Origin of the sequence: Bacillus sp. JJ664, from assembly GCF_036962205.1 — a bacterium.
In the GTDB taxonomy this organism is placed as follows: Bacteria; Bacillota; Bacilli; order Bacillales; family Bacillaceae_G; genus Gottfriedia.
In genome coordinates this window covers 9,626-11,876 of sequence record NZ_JBALMS010000123.1, presented here as the reverse complement: position 1 = coordinate 11,876, position 2,251 = coordinate 9,626, and the positions used below count along the sequence as shown (strand labels likewise).

General features: G+C 29.5%; 4 protein-coding genes. 3 read left to right on the top strand and 1 reads right to left on the bottom strand.

Annotation, left to right across the window (positions count from 1 at the left end):
* The first annotated feature begins 168 nt into the window (after positions 1–168).
* The gene (locus V7056_RS17235; RefSeq protein ID WP_499703637.1) at positions 169–561 is read left to right on the top strand and encodes a hypothetical protein; all 393 of its coding nucleotides are present in this window, start codon (positions 169–171) and stop codon (positions 559–561) included.
* A gap of 100 nt (positions 562–661) precedes the next feature.
* Positions 662–793, top strand: coding sequence for a hypothetical protein (locus tag V7056_RS17230; RefSeq protein WP_464959785.1), 132 nt, complete (start codon positions 662–664; stop codon positions 791–793).
* A gap of 97 nt (positions 794–890) precedes the next feature.
* Here the strand turns inward: V7056_RS17230 and V7056_RS17225 are convergent, their stop codons facing one another.
* Positions 891–1,685, bottom strand: a complete 795-nt coding sequence (locus V7056_RS17225) for an HAD family hydrolase (protein ID WP_499703636.1) — start codon at positions 1,683–1,685, stop codon at positions 891–893.
* A 167-nt stretch (positions 1,686–1,852) separates the two neighbouring features.
* Between V7056_RS17225 and V7056_RS17220 the strand changes: the two genes are divergently transcribed.
* Positions 1,853–2,251: nuclease-related domain-containing protein (locus V7056_RS17220; protein WP_499703635.1), on the top strand; the 399-nt coding region annotated here is incomplete at its 3' end.

The window sequence follows — 2,251 nt, the reverse complement described above, 5'->3', positions numbered from 1 at the left end:
GGAAAGCGAGCATCCTGTAGAGGAATTCAACATACTTCTTTCACAGACCAATATAAGAAAAAGTTTGTATATATGTTATTTTCGAAAAATTTAAATAATGATTGCGTTAAATACTTCAATCATGTCAAAATATGATTACATCGAAGAACAAGCAGCGGAGGAGATTTCTTGAAAAAAGTATTGTTTTTAATTTTAGCTTTATGCATTTTTAGTACAGGCTGTGTAACAGAAAATAAAGCAGAAAAACTGACAAATCGTATCATGAAAAACACAGAAATTCTTGAAAACCTGTATCAGAAACATCGTAGAGACAAAACACTTGATGCAGAAACTGAAATGAAAAAAGTTCATCTTGCTAAAGTACTTAAAACATTAAATGAAGATTTAAGTGACTTAGAAAAGTTGTATAAAGAAGAACCAGCCTATCATATAAACACGATGTTAATGAGCATTCCATATATGGAGCAATCTGTAGACGAAAGAGATCTATTATTATTTGAACAAGGCTATTCAACTTACACGAATGGATATTTAAACTTTATTGATATTGTTAATAAGTAGATGTTTTGAAAAACTATTTTAAGTAAAATGTATCATTCTTGCCAACCTTGTTAAAAATACAAAAATTACAATAAATAATCATTTAAAAGAGGTGTAATCAATGCATGTTAATGACCCAAACGAATTTGATGAAGTGAACAAAAACGATGTTGATTTACATTTTAAAAATGAATTACCAGTAATTGAAGATGCATTAGGAATTGATGAAATACTTAAATGGTTAGAGGAATAATGTCAGACAGATGGACTAGCTTTGACATTCAGTTGAATTTCTAATTTTTGCACACAAAAAGTACTTTCTATTTAGAAAGTACTTTTTATTTTTAATTCTATTTTTCTAATTTTAAAGAATCTATGATTCCAAATAACTCTTCTAAATGAGTAATTTCATATGTAGGTAAAACTTCATTTCTCTCTTTTTGATGACGATTAATCCAAACATTTTTCATGCCAATTCGATTAGATCCAAGTATGTCTGTCATTAAATTATCACCAACCATCAATGCTTCATCTTTTGATAAGTTCATTAATGATAAGGCATGTTCAAAAATAGATGGGTCCGGTTTACCCTTGCCAAAATCACCTGAGATTAGAATTTGATCAAAATATTCTTTTATTTCTGGTGTAATGGAAAGCTTTGTATTTTGTAAATCAGGTGAGCCATTTGTCAAAAGTAATAATTGATATTTACCTTTTAACGCATCTAATACTTGGAAAGTTTCTTCATAAACATACGGATTTCCTTTTCGTTCTTCTGGGAATGTTTCAGCTAAAACATGACCAAACTTAGGGTCATCAATGCCAAATGCCTTTAATCCTAATGTCCATGCATTTTTGCGGTAGGTAATTGAATTTGCACGCATTTTAGGAAATTCAGCGTGTTCCTCCAAAAAATTACCCCACAGTCCTTCAAAAGGATTAATTCCAATTAACTGAGTAAACTCATACGTATCATACGATGCATATAATTCTCTAGCGGCATTTCTGACAGATTCTTCAAACGCTTCAGGTTGAATGCCATATTTCTTTTCAACGAGTTTACAAGTATTTTCAAAAGCAACTTTCACACTTTTCTGATCCCAAAGCAATGTATCATCCAAATCAAAAATAATCCCTTTAATCATCGGAAATCTCCTTTTATGTTTGAATATTTTAAATTATTCATAATGGTACAAGGAAAAAGAAGTTTAGTAAATAGGGAAAGTGAATCTAGAGAAAATGTGAGTTATCTTTATTTAAATATGTAAAATTTATCCGATAGAAATATGACAACAAAAAGAGGGAGTTATATATGCTATCTAAATTATTTGCAAAATTTATGAAAAAAAATCTAAAGCAAAAACAAGCAGATACCCTGGATTTGAAGGATATCAAAAATAAAGTTGAACCGGTTAGAATTGGAGAACTAGGTGAGTATAAGATTAATATTCAGCTAGATCAACTAGATAAGCAATTTAAGTATGTAAGTGACTTATTAATAGATAATCCAAATTCTAAAACGAGGTACTCCCAAATTGATCATGTTGTGATCACACCTTATGCTATTTTTGTTATAGAAACAAAAAATTACCAAGGCACAATATATGGAGACCGAGATAGAACGAAATGGAATGTAAATGGTAAGTTTCCAATGATGAATTCATTTAATCAAAACTTTGGTCATATTCAAGCGATAAAATCTTTATTAAAA